The organism is Candidatus Ruminimicrobiellum ovillum (genome assembly GCF_002392975.1).
In the GTDB taxonomy this organism is placed as follows: Bacteria; Elusimicrobiota; Endomicrobiia; order Endomicrobiales; family Endomicrobiaceae; genus Ruminimicrobiellum; species Ruminimicrobiellum ovillum.
This window is the reverse complement of the sequence record NZ_DGIC01000002.1, coordinates 154,360-179,492: the sequence shown is the minus strand read 5'-3', so window position 1 is coordinate 179,492 and position 25,133 is coordinate 154,360. Positions and strand designations below refer to the sequence as shown.

Below are 25,133 nucleotides of genomic sequence, written 5' to 3'. Positions count from 1 at the left end.
TTATATGAAAAAAATTTTATCATTAACATTATCTTTAATTTTTTCTTTAACTACATTACTTCCTCAAAATGTAACGGCGGCACAAATAGCACAAAATATTGTATTATTATTTCCGCAAAATAATATTACCGAACAAATTACTAAAATAAATTCAAATTCTTTATCTGCCGGCTTAATAGATGCCGACATAGTTATGTTTCTTACCGAATATGCAAAAACCTTAAGAGAAACCAACCCGAACTTTTCGGATAAAGATATAGAACAAATTATTAAAACATATCTTAAAACATGGAAAGATACTCACAATAACAACAAAAATGATGAGCCGGATGATAAAGTAAACATTGAAGAAATTGTTTCAAAAACAAAAAAATTCAGCATAAAGGGGCTGTTCTATAAAATCAGAGATTCAATAAAAGCGAAAATTCAACAAGCACAAGATAAAGCCAACAGTAAAGAAAGAATAAGAAAGAATATGGAATCAAATATAAAGTTTTTCCCCTTCATACAATTTATGTTGGGTTTTGAGTTGGCAGAAGCTTTTGCAATGATATATATTATAGGTTCCGGCTATACCGCCGCGTTTCTTACCGCTTTAACGGCTTCTTTGGGTATAATCTCTTTTGCTTCGTCCGCAATAACAGGTTTTATAACATCTAAAGTTTCTAAAAGAACAATTGTCGTAGTTTCTCTTATAGTTCACACTTTGGGAAGTATTTCTTTGGCATTAGTTCCATATTCGACGATATTTGTCGTTCTTTCACAGATATTACCTACAATAGGTGTTGCAGGCCTTGCGGTGAGTTTGTGTCCTTTCTTCTATTCTTCCATGGAAGCATTGGGTGAAGACAGAGAAGTAATAAAAAAGAAGTATAGTGCAAACGATTCTTTCTTTTCTATTGTAATGGCATTTTCTTCTCTTGTAGGCGGTGCCCTTGTTGTTCTGTTTGCACATTTAGGAACGGGCTTTGAAGCAATGGGACAACACATTGTTGTTATTTTGGCTGCAACAATAGACATTTTTGTAACAACGGGAGCATTATTTAAAACGCATAAAGAAGCTGTAGAAACCACCATAGAAGATGACGACGAAGAAACGGCGGCTTTCAGAGAAATGAAATCCAACGAAAAAGGTGTTAAAGCGATAAAATCTTATATCCAAAAGATTTTTGCACCGGTAAAAGATGTCGCAAAAGATAAACAAACTTTTTCTTTTGTTCTTACAAATTTACTTGTAAACAGTGTGTTCTTTGCAATAACAACATTACTTTTACAACCTATAATGAGTATATTAATACCAAGCAACCAAATGTTGGAATTGTATCTTGCAATAATTTATTTTGTAGCAAACGGTTTACAATCCATTTCAAAAAAATTCGCTTTAAAATTAAACCCTGTATTACAAAAACCTATTACAAGAGTGTTCTTCTTTGCCGGTATGGCTGCTCTTGCGGCAGGTTTTTTAATGACCGCAAACCCGTTGTTTTTAATAACATTGTTTGTTTCCGTTAATTTCTTCTACGGAGCTTCTTCCGTATCGGAAATTATGGATGTTCACGATATCTTACCGGACAAAGCAAGACCTCAATGGCTTGCTTTAAAGACTATAATGGGTATACTTGTCGCATCGGGAGTTCAAGCTGTTTCTGCCGGAATGTTAGCAAGCAATATGACGGAAAGCATGGTTGTAGGTATTATTGCAATCGCCGTTTCCGGCGTTGCAACTCTCATTTCCCTTGTTGCAACAGGAGACAAAATAAGACATTTCAATTTTGGAAAAGTAAAAGAAACCGCAGGAAAAGTTATTTATTCTATCGGGCAACAAATACCAAAACCGTTTACTTTTATCTTCACAAGACCTGCAATATTATCTATAATTCCTATTATCGGAGATAACAGAAATAAAGAAGAACAACAACTTATTCCCGAAGATATTAACCTAAATGCGGTGAGAACTCTTCTTGCTTCTGCTTAATAATATGATGATTAAATTGAGAACATATACAATTACTCTTTTTTTTATATTATCTTTTGCGGGTTTTATATATGCGGACTCTGTTGATAACGGCCAAACAAATTTATACAAAATTGTAAAAAATATTCCTTCTTCGTTCGGTAAAGTATTTGAAACAAATATTAACAACGAAGAAAATCCCGACATTATTATCATAAATGATATTCATTCTCAATCTTTTGCACAGAAGAACATTTATTCAATAATAAAGCACATTAAATCCGAAATCGATATTGATAAAATATTGGTGGAAGGTGCGTCTAAAGGTAAAGTAAACTCTTCGGCAATTACGGATATAGACAAAAATACCAGAGAAAAGCTGTTAAATAAAATGTTAAATGAAGGTTTGGTAAGCGGAACGGAATATTTTTGTTATATAACAAATACGGAACTTTACGGAATAGAAGATTCCGTAACATATATGGAAACATTGAAACAAGCATATATGCTTATAAGAAATGAAAATTTTTTTTCCATAAGGTTGGAAAAAGCAAAAAAAGATTTAAAGAAATTAAAAAAAAGATTTTATTCTAAAGATATGTCGGATTTCGAGTATTTGTTTTTTAACAGAACAAATATTGAACCTGAAAAACATTGTAAACTTTTACTTAATATTATAGACACATATTCCATAGACATAAACAAATATTCGGAAATTCATAATTTTATAAATATTACAAATTGTAATATAAAACTTGAACCTTATCAAAAAAACTTTTCAAAAGATTTCGGTTATCTTGTTCAAAAAATGAAAAACTATGCACCGTTCAATGTTTATGAAAAGTTTATTAAAGACTGTAAAACAAAAAACATTGAAGAAAATCTTATAATTTCTTATAAATTCGTTAACAAATTTTTAAGTCAAAAAGAAAACGAATATTTTTCTTATATAGATATATTGGAACAAAAATATAATCTTGTAAGAATTTTCAACATAAACAAATATTTAGACGAAGAAGAAAATTTTTATAATGAAACTTTAGATAAAATTTTTCAAACAAAGCAACAAAAGGATATAGCTTTTATTAATCAAATGATTTTTTTAACGGAAAAATATACGAAATTGAATATAGATTTTTATAGTTTTGATAATTTTTCAAAAAACAAAAATAAATTTATTGAAACATTAAACAATACGGATTTTATAAAAAACAAAGATGAACTGATTGAAATATTAAACAATGAAGAGCTTTCAAATTATTATAACAACAATATCAAAAGAGATTCTATTTTTTTTAATAACATAAACGAATTAATAGAAGAAGGCACGACAAATATTTTAGTTATAGGCGGATTCCATAAAACCCTGTTAGATTTATTTAATGAAAACGGTAAAAAATATATTGTAATTTTTCCGAATGCAAACGGTAATGACAATAATATTTATAAACAACTGATTTTAGATATAGGTTCTTACAATTTCACAACCAAATAAAAATATAACCTCTTGAAAAATTCACAAATTTTATAGATAATAAATAATTATGAAAACAAAACAAATAACAAAAACAAATGCTGATGACGAGCAATTAAAATCGCTTTATCAAACGGCATTCCCTGAAAACGAACAAATTCCTTGGGACGATTTAATTCGTCTTATAGATAAAATGCGTCTTGATTTTACGGCATATTACGAAGATGATAAATTCGTCGGTTTTACCATTGTCTTTCCGCATGAGCCGTTCAATTGGTATTGGTATTTTGCGGTAGTACCGGAATTAAGAGGTCAAGGTAAAGGACAAAAAATACTTAGTGCTCTAATAGAAAAATATAAAGGAAAAACCTGTGTTCTTGACATGGAATCTCCTAAACAAGAATGCGATAATATAGAGCAAAGAAAACGCCGTCATGCTTTTTACCTTCGTAACGGCTTTCGAGATACAAATCTTTACAGAAAATACGACAATCTTGAAATGACAATAATGATTATGGGTGATGCTGTTTTTACCATGCAAGACTGGGATAACATCGTAGCGGAATTAAGAAAATTTTGGACTTGGGATTAGATTGCTTTTTTTTAAAATATCATATCAAATAAATATTTTGAACTACACTTTTGTATTTTAAAATCTTATGTACCGTTTCACTTATGTACACCGCAATTTTAAAATACTTCAGTTCGTTTCAAACTATTTATTCTTTAACAGCATAACGACAAAGAAAAAAAAAGAAAATCTTTAAATTCTTTGAATACCAAACAACAACAAAACAACTATTTTTAATTCCACCTTTTTTGTCAACAATAACAACTTTGTCGTTGCTTGGCAAAACAAGAGTTTCTGAGTTTTTACTGTTTGTCATTTGTTTTTAAGGCCTTAAGATTTTAGGTTAGAATGAAGCAACTAACGAATGAAGTGTATATGGATCCCGTAAGGGCATACTCGATTGAGTTAGTTGCAAAATTATAACCAAAATATTAAGGTCGCCATTAAAGTGTATCTAAAATTACTTGTCAGTAATTTTAGAAGGATATATCCCGTCAAAACAGGCACAACAAAATTTAGTAGTATCATGTTCATCGGTACAACAAGCTTTTTTCATATTGTTAATATCAAGGAATGTTAAACTGTCAACATTTAAAAATTCTTTTATTTCTTCGTTACTTTTCATTGCAGAAATAAGTTTATCTTTGTTTGGTGTATCTATACCATAAAAACAAGGCGATATCACCGGCGGGCAGGACAATGCAAAATGAATTTCTTTTGCTCCTACATCTCTTAAAATTTTAACAATTTTTTGTGCCGTTGTTCCCCTTACCAACGAATCGTCTATAAGAACAATTCTTTTACCGTCAATAACATCTTTTATAGGAAATAATTTTAATCTTGCCGTTACTTCTCTCATTTTTTGTGACGGTTTTATAAAACTTCTGCCTACATAATGGTTTCTTATAAAACCGGTTTGAAATTTTATTCCGGACTCTTCGGAAAAACCTTGTGCCGAAAATATTCCCGTGTCGGGAACAGGAACAATAATATCCGCTTTTATATCTTTCATTTGTTTTGCAAGATATTTTCCCATTTGCACACGTGCATTTTTAACACTTTTGTTACATAACACACTGTCCGGTCTTGAAAAATATACTTGTTCAAAAATACAAAATTTTTCTTTCTCTTTTTTATCAAGATAAATATCTTCTGTAATTTTACCGTTTTCCATTACAATAACTTCACCCGGATTAACATTTCTTATAAAACTTCCCCCTGCAGCATCTATTGCCGATGTTTCCGATGCAAGTATATAAGAATCTCCGTTCTTTCCCAAAACAAGAGGCCTGAAACCAAACGGATCTCTGACACCTACAAGTTTATTACCGATAATAAATATTAACGAGTACGCTCCTTCCAACTTTGATACCGAATTTTTTATAAGGTCTCCTGCGGAAAAGCCCTTACTTTTTGCAACTAAATGTGCAACTATTTCGGTATCGGATGTATGGTTAAAAATTGAACCGCTTTGTGCAAGTTCTTTTTTTATTGTTTCACAATTTGTGATGTTTCCGTTATGAGCAACGGCAATGTTACCATGAATACAATTAAAAACAAAAGGTTGAGCATTTAATAATGTACTTTCGGAATGAGTGGAATATCTTACATGACCTATACAAACTTTACCGGTTAATGTATTTAATATTTTTTCTTTAAATATTTGTGATACAAGTCCCATAGATTTATGTGTAATGTAGTTTATGCCGTCATTGTTAGATGTTATTCCTGCAGACTCTTCTCCTCTATGCTGTAATGTTAAAAGACCTACAAATGTAAACATTGAGGCTGTTTCGTTGTTTTCTATTCCGAATATTCCACACATATCTTTTTCCTCCAAAGAAATGATGACCGCATATTTTAAACTGCACCTTTGTATTTGGCTCCCTTATGTACCAACCGCTACCGCTTTCTTTTTGTACACCGCAGTCACCAAATACTTCGTTTCGTTTTAATATCTGCGGTCTTAACGGCTAAGCGGCAAACCGCTATATAGCGGATTCACCTTCTTCACCGGTTCTGATACGAATTACCCTTTCTACGGGATAAACAAATATTTTCCCGTCGCCGATCTCACCTGTTCTTGCTTTTTTGATTATAACATCTATAACTTTATCAACCATATCATCTTTAACAATAACTTCTATTTTTGCTTTCATGATAAAATTTACACTATATTCTTTACTTCTGTAAATTTCTTTATGTCCGCCCTGTTTTCCGAACCCCTCAACATTGGATTTGGTTAAACCGTTCACTCCTATTTCCGTAAGAGCATTTTTAATATCTTCAACAATGTAAGGTTTTACTATTGCACAGATTTTTTTCATTTTTTCCTCCCTTCTGTTTTCTTTTTTATTGCGATCACATATTTTGAACTACACCTTTGTATTTGACTCCCTTATGTACCAATTCGTTACCACTTTCTTTTTGTACACCGCACTCGCCAAATACTTCGGTTCGTTTCAAACTCTGTGGTCTTAACTACTAAGCGGTAAAAATTGCTTTGTGATTTTTGACATGTTTTTTTACTATTTGTTTTTTCCCATACATCCATATCTCTAATCTTCTATACATCATCGTTTTTTGTCGTTAAACTTATAATCCTATAACCTTATCACCTTATAACCTGCTGTTAAAATCGGTATCCGCTTTCACCGTGTTGCGACAAATCAAGACCTTCCAATTCTTCTCTGTCGGATACCCTTAATCCCATAGTCTTGTCTATAATCTTTAATATAATAAACGATACAACAAAAGCATAAACTATCGTTGCAATAACACTTATTACTTGAATTTTTAAAAGTGTTACTCCGCCGTCTGCACCGTCGGGATTAACCAATGTTGTTGCAAAGATACCGGTAAGTAAAGCTCCTGCAATTCCGCCTACGCCGTGGACACCGATAACATCCAAAGAATCGTCGTAACCGAATCTTTCCTTTAAGTTTACGGCAAAAAAGCATATTGCTCCTCCTGCCAAACCTATAAACAAAGCAGAAACAGGAGTAACAAAACCTGCCGCAGGTGTAATGGCAACAAGTCCGGCAACAGCACCTGATATCGAACCTAAAACCGTCGGTTTACCTCTGTATATCCATTCACTTAAAGACCATGAAATCAGTGCCGCACCTGCCGCAATGTGAGTAACAACAAATGCAGAAACTGCAAGTCCGGATGCAGCTAATGCACTTCCTGCATTAAATCCGAACCAACCTATCCACAATATTGCCGCTCCTATAAATGTCAACGGTAAATTGTGCGGAGGCATAGCTTCGTGATGATATCCTCTTCTTATACCCATTATAAGTATTGCAGCAAATGCAGATGTTCCGGAAGCAATATGAACTACAAGCCCGCCCGCAAAATCGAGTCCTCCTAGATTTTTTATCCATCCGTCTTGTCCCCAAACCCAATGTGCTATAGGGCAATAAACTATTGTAAGCCAAATAACTATAAACAATATAAAAGATTTAAACTTAAACCTTTCCGCAAATGCACCTGTAATAAGAGCAGGTGTTAAAATTGCAAACATCATTTGAAAAGCCATAAATAACTGATGTGGTATTGTTGATGAATATGTCGGATCCGGTTCAAAACCTACTCCGTCAAGAAATGCCCACTTTAAACTGCCTATTACATGACCTATATCAGGACCGAAAGCCAAACTGTATCCGTAAACAAGCCAAATTACCGTTGCAATACCTAAAACAACAAAACTTTGCATTAATGTACCTAAAACATTTTTTCTTCTTACCATACCGCCGTAAAATAGTGCTACTCCCGGTGTCATTATCATAACAAGAGCGGCACAAATAATTATAAATGCAGTATCCGCACCACTGATATTATTTACTTCCTGAACTGCAACTTCTTGTGTTTCTTGTTCAACTTCCTGTGCATATACGGGAGTAAACACAAACAAAGAAATTAAAAGAAAGAACATACTAATTAACAACTTTCTCATTTTCTCCCTCCTTTTTTTTATTTTTATTTTTTTAAAACAGAAAGAAGCCCGAAAGATTTTTCTTTCGGACTTCTTTGCCCTTATGTTTTAAATCTTTAATACATCCGTTTCGCTCAAAAATTTTTAATTTTTCGTATATAATAGGTGGTACGGATTCTTATCCGCAGCAATATATTTCGAAAAATTATCAATATTTATTGCTTTTGTATAATTAAAATATTTCTTATACTGTTTTATATATTTATTCAATATTTTCTTATCCTCGTCGTTCATTTCAACTTTTTTTATTTCTTTTCCCATATTTTTTTTAGGTATGGAACCGTTAATATACATTACTCCGCCATGCATTCCGGTACCAAGATATTTTCCCGTCAAGTTTTCCGCTTTTGTTATTCCTATACCGAGCAATATTATTATTCCTCCGGCCATATACTCACCCAAGAAATCACCTGCGGATGATCCTATAACTATTACCGGTTTCATATCGAGATATTCTTTCATATGAATACCTACTCTATACCCTACACTGTCTTTAACAAATATTTCTCCGCCTCTCATTGCATAACCTGTAGTATCTCCGCAACTTCCGTGCACAATAATTCTTCCTTTGTTCATTGTGTTGCCGATAGCATCCTGAGCATTTGAAAACACTTCAAGTTCGGGACCTGCCATATATGCCCCCAAATCGTTACCGGGAACACCATCTATATTTATTTTAATGTCGTGATCTATTCCACACCCGATATATCTTTGTCCGCATACACCGTGAAGATTTATTTCGTCGTAATTTAAAGCAAATTGTCTTATTTCTTTATTCAAATCTTCGGCTAACTTGTTATTAACCTCTAAATCTATCTGCTTCATTTTATATCCCTCCGAATATCTTATTTTCTCTTATATCTTTAGAAAAAACATTTAATCCTATATTTTGTTTTGTTATATCGTAATTTAAACTGCTTAAAGGTGTTTTATCATTAATTAAAGAAGTGTATATTCCCGCTCTCTCGTTTGTATTTATAAAAACAAATCCTTCAAGTTTATCATCTTTTATTACGAGTTTTTTTAATAAATTTTTATTATCATCTTTTTGGATATAAACTTTATATCCGTCCTGTTTTGTATCAACAATACCTGCAGAAATTAAATGTAGTCCGAAAAATCCTATAGCATTTAAGGGAAAAGCACCTGTAAATTCTTTTGTTACTCCAGCCATATTAGAACCGGCAAGTTTACCTTGAACAAAAGCATTCGGCCATAAAGCAAGAATCTTGTTTTGTTCCGACAAAACATCAAAACTTTCTACACAATCACCTGCAGCATAAATATCTTTTATAGATGTTTGCATATATTTATCTACAACAATACCTCTGTTTATTTTTATGTTTATATCTTTTGCAATAGAAATATTAGGTCTTACACCTACCGCCATTATCAAAACATCAGAATTTAATTCTGTCCCGTCGGCAAGTATTACGGAATTTTCTTTAACTTCTTTTGCCGTATTTGAAAGGTAAAAAGTAACATTATGTTTTTCTATATGGTTTTGAATAACAGATGCCGTATTTTTATCCAACACGGAAGCCATAACTCTGTCTGCCATATCACAAACTTTAACGGATTTAACTTGTTCTGCCAATGCTTCAGCTGCTTTTAAACCTATCAGTCCCGCACCGATAATAACCACATCTGAATTTTTATTAACAACTTTTTGTATATTTCGAACAGATTCAATATTTAAAAAAGTATAAACATTTTTATGTTTTTCTATTCCGTTTACAGGCGGAACAAAAGGAACACTTCCCGTCGCAATAAGAAGTTTATCGTATTTATAAGTTTCTTTGTTTACACAAACAACTTCTTTCTTTGTTGTGTTTATACTTTCTACTTTAGAATTTAATTTAACCGTTATTTTGTTTTTTGTATAAAAATCGTCTTTTTTATACTTTATTATTTCCAAAGTCTGTTTTCCCTGCAGGAAATAAGAAATTAACGGTCTTCCGTAAGCAGGAAAGTTTTCTTCCGACAATATTGTTATATTGCCTTTTTTATCGATGTTTCTGATTTCGGCAGCGCAACTTGTTCCCGCACAGCTGTTTCCGATTATTACATAATTCATTTACTACTCCTATATCGACCAAATTAGTTTTTAAAATTTTCATTTTACAAGAACATTATTTATAGATTGCCACGACAATTTCATTGTCTCGCAATGACCAAAAAAAGAACAACTTACTTCTTCTCTTCCAAATCCATAAACTTTAGGGCACCGTTGGGACAATTCTTTGCACAAGCAGGTTCGTTTCCGTTTTCCGTACACAAATCACATTTTGAAATAACTGTTCCCGATACCGACATTTTTATTGCACCGAACGGACAAGCCATTATACACGACTGACACCCTACACATTTTTCTTTTATGTTTCTGACTATACCGTTTTCATCTTTATACATCGCACCAGAAATACATGCCTGTACACATTTCGGTTCTGCACAATGTCTGCACTGAAGAGCAAAAAAAGTTTTTACTCCGTTCTTTTCTATCTCTTCAATAGTTATTGCAGAATCAACATTTTCTTTTTTATATGTTTTTATGATATCTTTTGATTTTGAATGTGCTGTTCTGCAATAAACTTCGCACAACCCGCACCCTAAACAATTTTTTTCAAAAGCATAAACTTTTTTCATTTCTTTTATTATTCTCCTGCATGTTTTATTCCGAGTATTTCCAATTCTTTAAGGTTAAGACCTACTCCTCTTAACATTAATCTGTTACCTCTTAAACTGTCTATTGCATTTATTCCCATTCCGCCCAACATTTCTTTTATTTCGTTGTTCCACGCAGTAAGTAAATTTATTAATCTTTCATAAGCAATATCGGGATTTAATCTCTTTACAAGTTCGGGATTTTGTGTTGCTATACCCCAATTACATTTACCGGTAGAACAACTTTGACACATGTGGCACCCCATAGCAATTAATGCCGCGGAAGCAATATATACGGCATCCGCACCTAAAGCTATAGCCTTTACTATATCCGCGCTGTTTCTTATTGAACCTGCACATATAACGGAAATATGGTTTCTTATACCTTCATCTCTTAATCTTTGATCCACACTTGCCAATGCAAGTTCTATAGGTATTCCCACATTATCTCTGACTCTTGTAGGGGCTGCTCCCGTTCCGCCCCTGAAACCGTCTATAACAATAGCATCCGCTCCTGCTCTTGCAATACCCGATGCAATGGCTGAAACGTTATGAACCGCAGCAATTTTAACAAAAACGGGCTTTGTATAATTTGTACTTTCTTTTAAAGAAAGGATTAATTGTCTTAAATCTTCTATTGAATATATATCGTGGTGCGGTGCAGGTGATATTGCATCTGAACCTTCCGGTATCATTCTTGTTGCCGAAACATCGGGACCTACTTTTATTCCCGGCAAATGTCCACCTATTCCGGGTTTTGCACCTTGTCCGATTTTAATTTCTATTGCCGCACCTGCATTCAAATAGTCCAAATGAACTCCGAATCTACCTGAAGCAACCTGAACGGTAGTATTTTTACCGTACTTATAAAAATCTTTGTGAAGTCCGCCTTCACCGGTATTATAAAGTATTCCCAACTTTTCTGCGGCTCTTGCAAGAGCTTCATGAGCATTTTTCGATATTGAACCGTAACTCATTGCAGAAAACATTATCGGCATATTTAACTCTATTTGCGGCGGAATTTTTGTTATCATATTACCGTTTTTATCGTACTCTATTTTGTCCGGTTTTCTACCTATCATAACTTTTGTTTCCATAGGTTCTCTTAAAGGATCTATGGACGGGTTTGTTACCTGGCTTGCATTTAACAATATCTTGTCCCAATAAATAGGAAACGGTTTAGGATTTCCCATACTGGATAACAGCATACCGCCCGTTTGTGCCTGTCTGTAAATTTCGTCTATTGCCGTGCCTGTCCAGTTAGCATTTTCTTTAAACTCTAATGTGTTCTTTCTTATTTTAATTGCTTTTGTCGGGCACATTGCAACACATCTGTGACAACATACACATTTTGAATCGTTAGACAAAACAATATTATCTTCTTCATCAAATATATGAACTTCGTTGGAACATTGTTTTACACAAACTTTGCACCTGATACATTTTGTATTATCTCTTAAAACTTCAAATCTGTCCGATACTAAATTTAAACTCATTGTCTTGCCTCCAACTTAACGATTACCGGTTCTCCGCCTTTCGGATGATAAATGTTTTCAGGTTCCGGGCAAATTACTCTTATTGCGCTTTCTTCACTTGCAAAATATACTTTACTTCCTTTTGTTGCACTTACCATTGATCTTAATTTTATTCTGTCGTTTAATGCTATAAGTCCGTCTTCGTATCCTATAAGGATAGAGAAAGGACCGTTTATAAGAGCGGATGAATATACCGTTCTTAACGCTTTTAACTCTTGTGCTTTTTTAGGATTTTCATTTTCAATATCTTTCCAAAAAGGTGCTACCAACACCTGTAAAGCTTTTTCCATAGGGAGTTTATGCTTCCTGACGAGCAAATCAAGCAAATATGTTATTACTTCCGTATCTGTTTGAAGAGAACAATTGTATCCGAACATTTCCACAAATCTTCTGTTGGCATCATAAGAAGATATTTCTCCGTTATGAACTATAGACCAGTCAAGCATAGTGAAAGGATGAGCTCCTCCCCACCATCCGGGAGTGTTTGTAGGAAATCTTCCGTGTGCTGTCCAAATATAACCTTCATAATTTTCAAGCATATAAAAATTCCCTATATCTTCCGGGTAACCTACACCTTTAAATGCGCCCATATTTTTACCGCTTGAAAATACATAAGCACCGCCGAACTCTTTATTTATTCTTATTACACATCTGGCGGTAAATTCGTCTTCGTCCATATTTAAGTTTCTGACTTTATAAATTCTGGGCAGAACAAAATATCTCCATATTAAAGGTTTGTTTTTTATCGACGGAACTTTTCTTGTAGGAATATTTCCCGCACTTTCTATTTCAAAGTGTTCGTTTAAAAATTCTTCCGTTTTAGCTTTTATTTGATTGTTATCATAAAAAATGTGTAAAGCGAAAAAATCTTTATATTGAGGATATATTCCGTATCCTGCAAATCCGCCGCCTAGACCGTTAGATCTTTCATGCATCAATGCAATTGATTTAATAATATCTGTTCCGTTAAATCTGTTACCTTTTTTATCTATGATACCGCTTATTGCACATCCTGCCGGTATTCTTACTTGACCTTCTTTCATGCTTGCTCCTTTGCAACCTATATCGACCGAAATATTTTTACTGCGACCTTGAGTTTTCGAACCTCATGTATGTTTCACCAACTTTATACACTTCGGCTCGAAAACTCTTTTGTCTCGTTTAAAACCTTTCAGTCTTGGAAATCGCTTTGCGATTTTTATTGTATTTTTGTTTCGCAAAAACGCATTAATTTCTAATTGCTAATTTATAATTACTAATTGTAAACTATCAACTTCAGTTAATAGTTCACTAAGTATTCGTCTATTTCCCATTGATGAACTTTCGTTCTGTAATTATCCCATTCTTCAGTCTTTGCCTGTGTATAAAGGTTGAACGAATATTCACCTAAAGTCTGTTTCATTAAATCGCTCTTTTGCATTGCTCTTACCGCATTTATTAAGTTATGCGGTAAATTTTCTATTCCCGCAGCATCTCTTTCTTCTTTTGTCATCTTGAATATGTTCTTATCGGTAGAATGTTTTACTTTAAGTTTATTCTTTATTCCGTCAAGACCTGCAGCCAAACATGCGGAAAGCAAGAAATACGGATTTGCTGCCGGATCCGGACATCTTAACTCTATTCTTGTAGATGCTCCTCTTGCAGCAGGTATTCTTATCAACGGACTTCTGTTACTTGCAGACCATGCAATATATACTGGAGCTTCATATCCTGGAACCAATCTCTTATAAGAATTTACAAGCGGGTTGGATATTGCAGCCATTGATTTTATATGTTTCATTATACCTGCAATGTAACTGTATGCTGTTTTTGAAAGGCCTATTGAATCTTTAGGATCATAAAATGCATTTTTACCGTCTTTAAACAATGACTGGTTTGTATGCATACCCGAACCGTTTATACCGAAAATAGGTTTAGGCATAAATGTTGCATGAAGTCCGTGTTTTTGTGCTATTGTTTTTGCTACCAACTTAAATGTATTGATATTATCTGCAGTTTTAAGTGCTTCCGCATATTTAAAATCTATTTCGTGTTGTCCTCTTGCAACTTCATGGTGAGAAGCTTCAATTTCAAATCCCATTTGTTCAAGAGTTAAGCACATATCTCTTCTTACACTTTCACCTAAATCTATAGGTGCCAAATCAAAGTATCCAGCATCATCGTGTGTTACTGTTGTAGGTTTACCTTTTTCGTCGGTATGGAATAAAAAGAATTCAAGTTCGGGACCGACATTAAATGTGTATCCGAGTTTTGCCGCTGCTTTTAAATTTCTTTTTAAAATATTTCTCGGGCAACCTTCAAAAGGTTTTCCGTCGGGCTTATAAATATCGCAGATTAATCTTGCAACTTTACCTGTTTGCGGTCTCCAAGGGAAAATTACAAATGTGTCCGGATCCGGATAAAGATACATATCACTTTCTTCAATTCTTGTAAAACCTTCAATTGAAGAACCGTCAAGCATACATTTGTTGTCTAAAGCTTTTTCTATTTGGCTTGCCGTTATTGCAACATTTTTTAATTGACCGAAAATATCGGTGAACTGCAACCTTATAAACTGTACATCCTGCTCCTTAACAATTTTGATAATGTCTTGTTTTGTATACATTTTTTTCTCCTTTTTTTATAGCAGTCGGCTTTGCCTTTTTGCTTACAGCTTCGAATTTGCATCCTTCATGTGCCGGTCACTCCGCTATTACTTCAGCACACTACAGTCTGCAAATTCTTTGCTTCAGCTGAAAAATCAAAGCCTTTAACGGCTATAAAGTATTTTTTTTGCTTCGCAAAATTTTATATTTTCAAAGAAAAAGAGGCTAAAAAGATTTTAAAATCTCATTAGCCTCTTTGCTAAATACTTATTTATCTATTTAAATTTACTTAATAAAAAAGGTGCTTAAAGATTACAGTTGAATCTTTAAGCACCTTTGCTTAACTCTTATTTAGTTTTACTGCTTTAATTCTGTTCTTCTAATTTTCTAAAACTTGCAATTTTTTATTCTTGCTAGTGCTTCCTTAATTCTCGGAACCGGGACCGTCAATGCAAATCTGACATACCCTTCACCGCTTTTTCCCATACCGTTACCGGGAGTACAAACTATTGCACATTCATCCAAAAGTTTTGAAACCACTTCAGACGATTTATATCCTTTTGGCACTTTTGCCCAAACATAAAATGATGCTTTCGGTTTTGTTACGTTCCAACCGAGCGCATTTAATCCATCACACAAAGCATCTCTTCTTGCTTTATACATTTTTCTCATTTCTTCTACACATTCTTGTGAACTTGTTAATGCCGTAATTCCGGCTTCCTGTACTGCTTGAAAAACTCCGGAATCATAATTATCTTTTACTTTTGCAATTGCTGCAACAATATCTTTGTTACCGCAAACCCAACCTAATCTCCAACCGGTCATATTGCAAGTTTTTGATAACGAATGAAATTCCACACCGACTTCTTTTGCTCCTTCAAATTCCAAAAAACTCATAGGTTTTTCGTTGTCATCATAATAAATTTCGGAATATGCATTATCATAAGCAACTATAATGTTATACTTTTTGGCAAATTGTATAAGTTTAACATAAAATTCTTTAGGTGCAATTGCTGCCGTAGGGTTGTTGGGATAATTAACAAATATTATCTTTGCTTTTTTAGCAACATCTTCAGGAATTGCATCTAAATCGGGCAAAAAGCCGTTTTTTTCAAGCAAAGGCATAAAATAGGGGATACCATCGGTAAATATTGTTCCCGTGTTATAAACGGGATATCCCGGCTCGGGAATTAAAACTACATCACCCGGGTTAACAAAAGCCAAATGCATGTGTCCTATACCTTCTTTTGAACCTATCAAAGCACAAACTTCATTGTCAGGGTTCAAATCTACGTTAAATTTCTTCTTATACCAACCTGCGACCGCTTTTCTGAAAGAAAGCATACCTGCACCGAACGGATACTGATGGTTTTGCGGTTTTGCCAATGCTTTTTGCCCTGCTTCAACAATATGCTTTGGTGTAGGCATATCAGGATCACCGACACCCAACGATATTATATCTGCACCTCTCTCTATTGCTTCTTTTTTCTTTCTGTCTATTTCTATAAAAAGATACGGTGGCAACTTCTTTAATTTTTCACTCGTTTCAATCTTCATTTTTATTCCTCATTATAGTTTAAAAACAACTGCGAGATCCCGTATCAAGTACGGGATGACACAAACTCTTGTGCCTTTGTCGTTTCCATACATCTATACATCTATCCATCTATACCTCTGCTTCTCCGGTAAATGCAACGACTGCCGGTCCTTCCAAATATACTTCAGAAATATTTTGTCCTTCTGTTTTACAACTTACATAAAGGTTATCTTTACCTCTTGTAATTACATGTACCGGTGATTTAACTTTGTTTAACAAAACGGAAATTATAGACGATGCAGTTACTCCAGTTCCGCAAGCTAAAGTTTCTCCTTCCACACCTCTTTCATAAGTTCTTACAAGTATTGTGTTATCTTTATCCACTTTAACAAAATTTACATTTGTTCCTGCAGGTTCAAAATGTTTATGAAACCTTATAATGTTTCCATACTTTTGAACACTTACTTTTTCTATATCGTCAACATAAACTACTGCATGAGGAACACCCGTATTTAAAGAATGAATCGTCCAAATATTTCCTTCAACATCAATTTCTTCGTTAAGAGCCAAATCTTTCGGATTATACAATGCAAGTTTTACAACAGTGTCACTTTTTATTTCTGCCGTAACCAAGCCTGCATCTGTTTCAAATTTCATGTTTTTGCCTGCAATACCTAACTTATAAGCAAACATTGCAATTGATCTTCCGCCGTTACCGCACATACTTGCAAAAGATCCGTCCGAATTATAATATCTCATTCTAAAATCGGCTTTTGAAGACTTTTCCAAAAGGATAAGTCCGTCTCCGCCTATAGAATATCTTCTGTCGCAAAGTTTTGCGGCAAGTTTTGAATGTATATTTTCAGGAACAATGTTTTCTCTGTTATCTATTAAAACGAAATCGTTTCCCGCTGCTGTTAACTTATAAAAGCTTAAATTCATTTAATTTCCTTAAAGACTACATGTTTTTTGTTTTACAAAAAATCTAATATTAAAATAAAAAAAGAGTGCTAAAAAGATTTTTGTCTTTTTAGCACCCTTGCTAAAAGTTTGTTGCTGTATTGTTGTGCTTTAATTGTATAACAAAAAATTTTTTTTGTCAACTACAAAAATTATCGACGATAATTTTTAGTTTATAGTTTGTGGTTTATGGTTTAATGATAACAACGAGATCCCGCATCAAGTGCGGGATGACAAGTTTGTTGAATGGTTGAATGTTTTAAGGATTTAAAGTTCGTTGTCGTTTAAGGCCTTAAGATTTTAGGTTAATAAAGCGTTTACCACAGAATGTAAGGACAGAGAAAAAACTGCAAAGTTTGTGACGAAAAGAAGAAACTCGCAAATGCATACATTTCAAAAAATGCAAAAATATCAATTGCATTTTTTGACAAGACTAGAAAGGTTTTAGATACAAAGAAAAAACGCAAGAGTGCGGTGTACAAACCCGTAAGGGGTACATAAACTCTTGCGTTTCAAAGTTGTAGCTAAAATATTTCGGTCGCTATAAGTCGTTAAAATTTGTATTTGATACCCAAGTTTCCTGAAAATCCGTTTCTTCCACCGCTTCTGCCGGTAACCTGCGCATAACAACTCCATACCGTTCCGATGAAATCTTTATTTACACCTGCTCCGTATTCTACATAACCGTCTATACTGTCAAGTTCTAGTTCTACACCTTCAGCTTTTACCGTCGGTTTACTGCCTAAATTTGCCGAATATCCCAAAAGTCCATACGGTTGCCATCCGTTTCCGATTTCAAATTTCGCTTTTACTTGCGGTTCTACCGATATATTATTTACACTTTGGCTATCTATTTGAGCTCCCTGCGATGTTTCATATTCTTGACTGTTTACTACTCCGTATACCAATGTTAAGTTAGGTTCCAATACAAAATTATCACTTATGTTAAAATTATATCCTGCTTTTGCACCGATACTAAACATATTCATATCTACATCATCTGTTCCGAAATCAGTATCTATTGATGCTTTATTAAACATTACATTTGCCGTTAATCCCGTATACCAATTATCTTTTATCATCATTCCGGTTGCACCCAATACATATCCGGTTTGATTGGATTTTACATCTTCTACTTCCTGTTTGCTTCCCGCATATCCTAAATAAAATGATACTTGTTTATCTTGTCCTAACGGAAAATCTATTCCGGCAAGTGTTCCGTACAAATTATTATCTACATCGGCATCACCGATTTTTACCGTTTCTTGTGACATAAACGGTTTTAACCATAACCCTCTTTCTATTTTTCCACTGTTATCAAACACTTGGTCTCCTGCGGAAACATATAAATTGGAAGGATCTATACTTGCTTTTTTACTGCTTGACACTTTTCCGTCCATACTTGCAAATACTTGGTTTGCCACCAAAGATTGTGTTGCCGCACCGCCTGCACTTGCTGATACTGCACTTGCTGCGGTTCCCATATTTTTTGTTGAAGCCCCATTTATAAATCTAAAATATCCTGTATTTTCATCGTATTTAACTCTATAATTATACAATACTGAACTCGCTTTATTTACAGATTCAACTTTTCTTTTTAATACATCATCTGCAAATGCTATTTCTACCATTTCATTTTTATCAATATCACTTAATATATTTATTCCCTTTACTTTTATTTTCCCGGAAGAATTTCCAAAATTTGATGCAGATATTGTATCCATTTCACCATTTGCCAAATCGGCATCAACATTCAAATTCAAACTATTATTTATTGTTAAATTATTAAAATTGTGTTCGGAAATAACATCGTTTGCCATATTTATTACAGGTGAATTCGAAACTGTCAAATCTCCACCGAACCATTTTCCAGCTGATTTTAATTCTATTGTTCCATTATAAAAATTCACGGTTCCTTTATATCCGCTCATATCTGCATTCAAATTTATTATACCATTTGTGGGAAGTGTTCCGGATGATTGATTTATATTTATTACACTTAAATCATCTCCTTCTATTTTATCATTAAACATCATATATGTCTTTTCACTGACCCACAAGTTTGTTGTTCCACCATCACTGCATATTGCAATCGGATCACCGCCGCTCGTGTTTCCGGTAAATTCCACATAGCATGTATCCGCTACAAAATTCAAAGTGCCGTTATTTAAAATTGCTCCGGCCTCACCAATTTCTGAAGTGTTGTCTCTAAATATTGCTCCATCGGTAAAGGTTATTGTTCCATTATTCTCAATTGCTCCGGCAAAATTTGATGCGTTACCGGTAAACATTACATTTTTATCTATCCTAATTGTTCCTGTATTATCATTATATATTGCTCCACCGCCATCTTCGGACAAATTATTTATAAATTTTCCATTATTCTCTAATATAATGGAACCTGTATTATATATTGCTCCACCTTTACCGTTTGTTGCAACATTAGAAGAAAATATAGCATTAGATGCGATAGTGATTTTTCCATATGTATTTGAAAAACTGTCGTTATATATTGCCCCACCTTTTTCTTTAGCAATATTCCCATAAAAATTTGCAGAATATGAAATTACAAGATCTCCGGCAAAATTTGCTATTGCGCCACCGGAACCATTACTTACCACATTCGAAGAAAACTTCACATCTCTACCGATACCAAAACCACCATTCGTAATTGATATTGCTCCGCCGTAATCACCTGCTGAATTTTTCATAAAAGAAACATTCTCTCCGAGTGTAAAACTATCGTCGGTATCGGAATGTATAGCACCGCCTCTGCTTTTTGCTGCATTGTTTGTAAAGCTTGCTCCGGCATTTATCTCCATTGTTGATATATTATCTCTGTCCGCATGTTTAATTGCACCGCCTTCTCCGGCTGTATTACCGTCAAAAACAGCATTAGTACCTATTTTCATTTTACAATCATAGTTATATATTGCACCGCCGCTGTTATTCTCGGATGCCTTATTGTTATTAAAAGCCGCATTACTACCTATTACAGATATGTCTGTTGAAGAAGAATGATTATAAATTGCTCCACCGCCATTACTTGATGTGTTAGAATAAAACTTAACTTGGTCACCAAGATTAAGTGTTCCGGCATTAGTATTATATATTGCACCACCTTCTACAGCAGAATTTTCATTAAACATAACAGATTTACCAAGTGTAACAGAACCGTTATTATTGTATATTGCACCGCCTCTGCCATTTCTCGTGTCTGTACACTTATTTGAATTAAAACTTGTATATAATTCAATTATAAGTTCTCCTGAATTACATATTGCTCCGCCATAATACTTCGTTTTATTTCCCAGGAATTCTGCATTCTCATCAACACTCATATATCCATCATTATATATTGCTCCCCCTCTACTCTCAGTTGAATTATCAATAAACTTTGAACTTTTTCCAATATTAACTTCACCGTCATTTTCGTTATAAATTGCTCCGCCTGAACCCTTTGCCGTGTTTGTTGAAAAAAACACACGAAGGTTTGAATCTATTCCGATATTTACTTCACCGCCTTTTTTGTTATAAATTGCTCCGCCATTTTGGTTCGCAATATTTTCAAAAAAAGATGAACCGCCATCCAATATTACTTCTCCTCCATAATTATAAATAGCACCACCGTCTCCTTCTGTAGAATTTTTCACAAATTTTGACCGGGACTCGATATAAATTGTTCCGTTTGTATCAAGAAATTTGTCGTTATGTATTGCACCGCCGCTTTCTTTGGCAGTATTTTCGTTAAAATTTGCATCTGTTCCAACCATAAAAGCACCACCGAAATTAGCTATTGCTCCTCCGGATTTATTTGTAGCTGTATTAGAAAAAAATTCTACTCCGTCACCTACAATAAAATTTCCTCCGTTTTCTATTGCACCGCCGTAATCACCTGCGGAATTATTTGTAAAATCTGCATTTTTACCAAGTATAAATGTATCATTTGTATCTGAACTTATAGCGCCGCCTCTACTTGCTGCAGTATTATTTATAAATCGTGAACTGTCTCCTATTATCATTGCTGATACATTATCTCTGTCTCCATGTGCAATTGCACCGCCATATCCGGCACTATTATCTTCAAAAACAGCCCTATTACCTATTTCCATTTTAGAATCATAATTATATATTGCTCCTCCGGAGTTATTTACGGATGCCTTATTATTATAAAAACTTGCATCATTACCTATTGTGAAAGTAGACGTTGAAGAAGCATGATTATATATCGCTCCGCCGGCAGTACCTGCTGTGTTAGAAGAAAATTCAACTGAAGAACCAATATTAAATTTCCCGCCGTTAGTATTATATATTGCTCCGCCTTCTCGTGCAGTATTTTCATTAAATTCTATAGAACTATCAAGAGTAACAGAACCATTATAATTATATATTGCTCCGCCTTTACCATTACTCGTATCTGTACTCTTATTTAAACTAAAAATCGTATAGCTGCTAATTGTAAGTTTACCTGTAGTATTATGTATCGCTCCACCGGAATACCTTGTTTGGTTTCCTTGAAAATTTGTGAACGCACCTATGCTCATATTTCCTTTATTGTATATTGCTCCACCCATACTCCCGGAAGAATTATCAATAAATTTCGAATAATTATCGATTTCAACTTTACCATTCTGCCCGTTATAAATCGCTCCGCCAAAAGTCTTTGCCGTATTTGTTGAAAAGTTTATATATTGGCCAATTTCAGTTCCGGCATTATCACAATTATATATTGCTCCGCCGGCTGTTCCTGCCCTATTAAGACGAAAAGATATTGTTCCTTTATCTGTTTCTGTACCAATTATAAGATATTTACTGTTATTATATATTGCACCACCTTCTTCGGTACTGACATTGGCGCCGAAATCAGTTTTTTCTGGTCCAGATGAGTGTATACTTACAAATCCGGTTGATATATATATCGCTCCACCATCAATTGCAGAATTAGCAGAAAAATATGTGTCAGTAAAATAATCCTGCAAATAATGGAATTTTGTTATTGCTACTGCTCCACCGTTTTGTGCAGCAGAGTTTCCGTAAAAGCTCACCCATCGTGTATGAAGGCTCATATTGTTATGCTCTACAAGAATAGCACCTCCACTCCCGCTATTCTCGTGATAATTGTCTATATTATGATAGTGACTACTATCATTACCCTTAAGATAAACGTAGTTGTTCCCACTTCCATTTGCATAATTCTCGTCAATTGTCATATACCTTCCGGTTGCAAATGCAGATACATTTAATAACATTACAGACAACATCACAGAAAAAACTTTCATAAACAACTTGTTTAAATTTGTCATAAATACCCCTTACAACAATAATTTATAATTTAAATTTTATAATTAACGAATGAACTGTGATTAGAAATTAGTAATCAGTAATTTTGGAAAGCATACGGACTAATTTCTATAAAATTCATATATACTTTTTGATATAGAACTCTTTTATTTTAATTTTGTCTTTTAACTCTTTTTGTTGTTATTTCAAATTGTACTAAAATTTTATACATTTTTCGATGCTTCATATAAAAACTTGTGCATTTCAACTAATGCAAGAGTATCTTGCTCGCAATATTTTAAAAGGTTTTGTTTTGTTTCTTTTACTTTTTCGTCGTCGTATAAACCCATAGCCATATATGCAAATGCAGACAATGCAACATCTCCTTCACCTATTTCCAATTCGCTATAATTCATTTGCGGTATCATTACCGGCAAAACTTTTTTTATTGATGTTCTGCCGTGAAACCGTTTATCGTAATAGTTTGTTCTGAGTATTTGTTCAAAATCTACAATTCTTTCCGTTATTGCTTCCAACTGTTGTGCAAGTTCAGGATAAAGAACAGCAAGTTTTTCTATTATTTGTTTTTCTGCGGAAGAATAAGTAATAATGCTGCCTTGCGTTCCCAATATTTCTATAAGTTTTTTTGCAATTTGTTTTCTGCAATCCTGTTTGTGGTCGGCAATATATTCGAAATGGTCAATAATATGTTCTATTGCATCACACTTATGTATTGAATATTGTGTTAAAACCTGAGTATGCGGAGCAATATTGTTATATAAAGGATATATCGTCATAACAGATTCGAAATCCAAGTAATAACACGGAAACACTATTTTTTCAAGTTCCGTTTTTAAATCGAAACTTACATATATTTTATCGTTAATAACACAATCTTTTACAACTTTTTGCATTTGTGTCAGTTCTATGTCTTCGGGTAAATTTTTGATATCGTATATTTTATTTTCACATAACTTATTAAAAACAAGTTGAGAAAGTCTCGGTAAATCAAAAATATGATATTCTATCCCTTCTCCCGTGCATTGCTTAAACAAAGAACAATTTTTGCAAGGCATTTTAAGTTTTTTCTTTTTCGGAGCTTCGGCGAACAAAACATCTTTTACGGTATCCAACAAAATGGAATAATCTTCCGCTTTGGTAAACACATCGAAACTGCAATCCACTTCATTAAAAAGTTCCTCAATTGAATTTCCCAACCTGAAATCTTTTGATAATAAATATAAAGTTGCCTTTGATATCGACGGGATTGTTTTTGATGCAATTAAACTTATATAAGCTGTATCGGATATATATTTATGTTTCCACTTATTTCCCGACTTAACTTCTATTATTTCCCATAGATTATTTCCCGTTCTGTGCAAAATATCCGCTTTTGCGACAAAACCGTCGTATTCGAAAACAGGTTCGAAAATTGTTTTTACTGTTTTATCTTTGATTAAATCTTTTGTTTGCTGCAATGCTTCTTCGAATTTTCCCGAAACTTGTATTCCGTCGGGGAACAACATTTTTGCCATATCGTGAATTTTTTTCGCTTCCATTATTAAAAAATCGTCGGTTAAAGAATTATCTTTAGGAACAAGCCCGCGATACAAATGCCATGCAAACACGGGACATTCCAAAGTTTTTAAAAAAAGATTTTTGTTTATAGATTTCATAACTATATGATTAACACCTACAGAAGTGTACTGTTTTTTTCTTCTATTTGTCTTTTCTTTGCTTCCAATGCTTCCAAAACGGTGTAAGGAACTTTCATTTTTCCGATTAGAGGAGCAGCATTTTTACCGTAAGCTCCGTGACAATCCGAACCGCCGGTCGCTATCAAATTCATCTCATCCGCGATTGATAAAAATTTCTTAACGATATGCGGAGGATGACTTGTATGCCATGCTTCTATTCCCATAAGACCGTCATTGATAAGTCCTTTAAAAATATTTTTGTTGCTGTAATGTCCGTAATAAGGATGTGCCAATACGGGAATACCGCCTGCTCTTATAATAAGAGAGATTGCATCTTTAGGTGATATATAATGTTTCGGAACATAAGCGGGTTTATCCAACCCTAAATATTTTTGAAAAGCTTCCGATATGGAAGAAACATAATTTTTTTCAAGCATTGCTTTGGCAAAATGAAGTCTACCGATAACCTTATCACCCACACCTGAAATTAATCCTTCCGGATCCAACTCAATATTTAATTTCTTTAATTTCTCGAAGATATCTTTTGCTCTTTGAATTCTTACTTTTTTAAATACGGAAAGTGCTTCATTAAAAGATTTTGATTTCCAATTTACATAATATCCCAAAATATGCATTTCGGTTTTGGTTACATTATCCAATTCGGCAGACAACTCTATACCGGATATAACTTCCATCCCGTATTTTTTGCCTGCATCAACGGCCTCTTGTACTCCGTCAACCGTATCATGATCGGTAATACTTATTGCCGAAAGTCCGACTCTTGAAGCATATTCTACTACTTGTTCCGGTGTAAAAATTCCATCTGAAAAACATGTATGTATGTGCAAATCAACAAAATATTCTTTTTGAGACATT

General features: G+C 33.8%; 17 protein-coding genes. 3 read left to right on the top strand and 14 right to left on the bottom strand.

All coding sequences use genetic code 11. From position 1 onward, the window contains the following. The first annotated feature begins 4 nt into the window (after nt 1-4). Genes B2Y85_RS00785 through B2Y85_RS00775 form a run of 3 tightly spaced genes read left to right on the top strand, consistent with a single transcriptional unit; the run spans nt 5 to nt 4,020 of the window. Nucleotides 5-1,975: an MFS transporter gene (locus B2Y85_RS00785; RefSeq protein ID WP_372518565.1), complete on the top strand. Its 1,971-nt coding sequence runs from the start codon at nt 5-7 to the stop codon at nt 1,973-1,975. Between the two features lie 4 nt (nt 1,976-1,979). Further along, entirely contained in the window at nt 1,980-3,449 is a 1,470-nt protein-coding gene (locus B2Y85_RS00780; RefSeq protein WP_372518564.1) for a hypothetical protein, read from the top strand. A gap of 49 nt (nt 3,450-3,498) precedes the next feature. Next, nucleotides 3,499-4,020, top strand: a complete 522-nt coding sequence (locus B2Y85_RS00775) for a GNAT family N-acetyltransferase (RefSeq protein WP_372518563.1) — start codon at nt 3,499-3,501, stop codon at nt 4,018-4,020. A gap of 439 nt (nt 4,021-4,459) precedes the next feature. Here B2Y85_RS00775 and purF read toward each other — a convergent pair whose 3' ends face one another. From purF to B2Y85_RS00705, 14 genes are all read right to left on the bottom strand, one after another. Beyond that, nucleotides 4,460-5,824, bottom strand: coding sequence for an amidophosphoribosyltransferase (gene purF, locus B2Y85_RS00770; protein WP_372518562.1), 1,365 nt, complete (start codon nt 5,822-5,824; stop codon nt 4,460-4,462). Between the two features lie 163 nt (nt 5,825-5,987). Continuing rightward, nucleotides 5,988-6,326 carry a P-II family nitrogen regulator gene (locus B2Y85_RS00765; protein WP_372518561.1) on the bottom strand — a complete coding sequence of 113 codons (339 nt, stop codon included), beginning with the start codon at nt 6,324-6,326 and terminating at the stop codon, nt 5,988-5,990. Between the two features lie 305 nt (nt 6,327-6,631). Further along, nucleotides 6,632-7,960, bottom strand: a complete 1,329-nt coding sequence (locus tag B2Y85_RS00760) for an ammonium transporter (RefSeq protein ID WP_372518560.1) — start codon at nt 7,958-7,960, stop codon at nt 6,632-6,634. Nucleotides 7,961-8,083: 123 nt separating this feature from the next. Further along, nucleotides 8,084-8,824, bottom strand: a complete 741-nt coding sequence (locus B2Y85_RS00755) for a hypothetical protein (protein WP_372518559.1) — start codon at nt 8,822-8,824, stop codon at nt 8,084-8,086. Between the two features lies 1 nt (nt 8,825). After that, the gene (locus tag B2Y85_RS00750; RefSeq protein WP_372518558.1) at nt 8,826-10,076 is read right to left on the bottom strand and encodes an NAD(P)/FAD-dependent oxidoreductase; all 1,251 of its coding nucleotides are present in this window, start codon (nt 10,074-10,076) and stop codon (nt 8,826-8,828) included. Nucleotides 10,077-10,189: 113 nt separating this feature from the next. Continuing rightward, nucleotides 10,190-10,645: a 4Fe-4S dicluster domain-containing protein gene (locus B2Y85_RS00745; protein ID WP_372518557.1), complete on the bottom strand. Its 456-nt coding sequence runs from the start codon at nt 10,643-10,645 to the stop codon at nt 10,190-10,192. 8 nt (nt 10,646-10,653) lie between these two features. Beyond that, complete coding sequence (locus B2Y85_RS00740) at nt 10,654-12,159, bottom strand: glutamate synthase-related protein (RefSeq protein ID WP_372518556.1); 1,506 nt, start codon at nt 12,157-12,159, stop codon at nt 10,654-10,656. After that, the gene (locus B2Y85_RS00735; RefSeq protein WP_372518555.1) at nt 12,156-13,241 is read right to left on the bottom strand and encodes a class II glutamine amidotransferase; all 1,086 of its coding nucleotides are present in this window, start codon (nt 13,239-13,241) and stop codon (nt 12,156-12,158) included. Before B2Y85_RS00735 ends, B2Y85_RS00740 begins: the two co-directional genes overlap by 4 nt. A 236-nt stretch (nt 13,242-13,477) precedes the next feature. Beyond that, nucleotides 13,478-14,803, bottom strand: coding sequence for a type I glutamate--ammonia ligase (gene glnA / locus B2Y85_RS00730; RefSeq protein ID WP_372518554.1), 1,326 nt, complete (start codon nt 14,801-14,803; stop codon nt 13,478-13,480). Between the two features lie 367 nt (nt 14,804-15,170). Further along, the gene (locus B2Y85_RS00725; RefSeq protein ID WP_372518553.1) at nt 15,171-16,340 is read right to left on the bottom strand and encodes an LL-diaminopimelate aminotransferase; all 1,170 of its coding nucleotides are present in this window, start codon (nt 16,338-16,340) and stop codon (nt 15,171-15,173) included. A 109-nt stretch (nt 16,341-16,449) separates the two neighbouring features. Continuing rightward, nucleotides 16,450-17,262: a diaminopimelate epimerase gene (dapF, locus tag B2Y85_RS00720; RefSeq protein ID WP_372518552.1), complete on the bottom strand. Its 813-nt coding sequence runs from the start codon at nt 17,260-17,262 to the stop codon at nt 16,450-16,452. 569 nt (nt 17,263-17,831) lie between these two features. Beyond that, nucleotides 17,832-22,583, bottom strand: a complete 4,752-nt coding sequence (locus B2Y85_RS00715) for a hypothetical protein (protein ID WP_372518551.1) — start codon at nt 22,581-22,583, stop codon at nt 17,832-17,834. A gap of 201 nt (nt 22,584-22,784) precedes the next feature. Next, entirely contained in the window at nt 22,785-24,236 is a 1,452-nt protein-coding gene (locus B2Y85_RS00710; protein ID WP_372518550.1) for a DUF2779 domain-containing protein, read from the bottom strand. A gap of 17 nt (nt 24,237-24,253) precedes the next feature. After that, nucleotides 24,254-25,132, bottom strand: a complete 879-nt coding sequence (locus B2Y85_RS00705) for a PHP domain-containing protein (protein ID WP_372518549.1) — start codon at nt 25,130-25,132, stop codon at nt 24,254-24,256. Nucleotide 25,133 lies beyond the last annotated feature (1 nt).